This is a genomic window from Actinoplanes campanulatus (assembly GCF_014647795.1).
In the GTDB taxonomy this organism is placed as follows: domain Bacteria; phylum Actinomycetota; class Actinomycetes; order Mycobacteriales; family Micromonosporaceae; genus Actinoplanes; species Actinoplanes campanulatus.
This window is the reverse complement of sequence record NZ_BMPW01000087.1, coordinates 1-692: the sequence shown is the minus strand read 5'-3', so window position 1 is coordinate 692 and position 692 is coordinate 1. Positions and strand designations below refer to the sequence as shown.

Annotated in this window: 1 protein-coding gene; it reads right to left on the bottom strand. The window is 69.5% G+C overall.

The annotated features are described in order from the left end of the window. Positions 1 to 92: 92 nt before the first annotated feature. The coding region (locus IEZ13_RS46170) for a ParA family protein (protein WP_189285820.1) at positions 93 to 692 on the bottom strand (600 nt) is incomplete at its 5' end.

Here is a 692-nt window from a genome sequence, read left to right as displayed (position 1 = left end):
GGCGGCCGGCGGCTTCGTCTCAGGCGTCTCTACTGTCGGTGGGGCGATCGGGCTCGATCCGCTCAACGAGGACTTCCTGGGAGTGGGACGGCTCATGACAGGGCTCCTTCGATCGTGGTCAGGTGGCCGGCATAGAGCTGACCGAGGGAGGTTGCCTCGGCACTTCCCCACTCGTCGAGGCCGCGGGCAGCCTCGGTGGCGTCTGCGACGACGACGCGCTTGGGGATCGGAGGGCTGAGCACGCTCAGCCCTCGGGACTCGGCGGCCTGGGCCAGCTCGCCGAGCCAGGTCTTTCCGCTGACGGTGTTCTCCTCGTGCTGGTTGACGATGATGCCCGCCACGCACAGCTCGGGGTTGTAGTAGGCGCGCACGCTCTCGATCGTGTCGAGCAGCTGCGCCAAGCCATTCGCGCTCCACAGCTTCGAGTGGGTCACAACGACGACGCCCTGCGCGGCCGTTAGGCCGTTGATCGTGAGCTGGTCCAGGCTCGGTGCGCAGTCGATCAGGATCACGTCGTAGTCGCCAGCGACGGCGGCCAGGGCCTCGCGCAGCCGGCCCTCTCGGCCGGCCCCGGCGATCACGAGCTCGTCGCGCACGTAGCCGAGCGTGACTCCCGACGTCGGCACGACGTCGAGGCCGGGCCAGACTCCCGGCACGATCACGTCGCGGATGGTCTCGGGCGCGCGCGCACT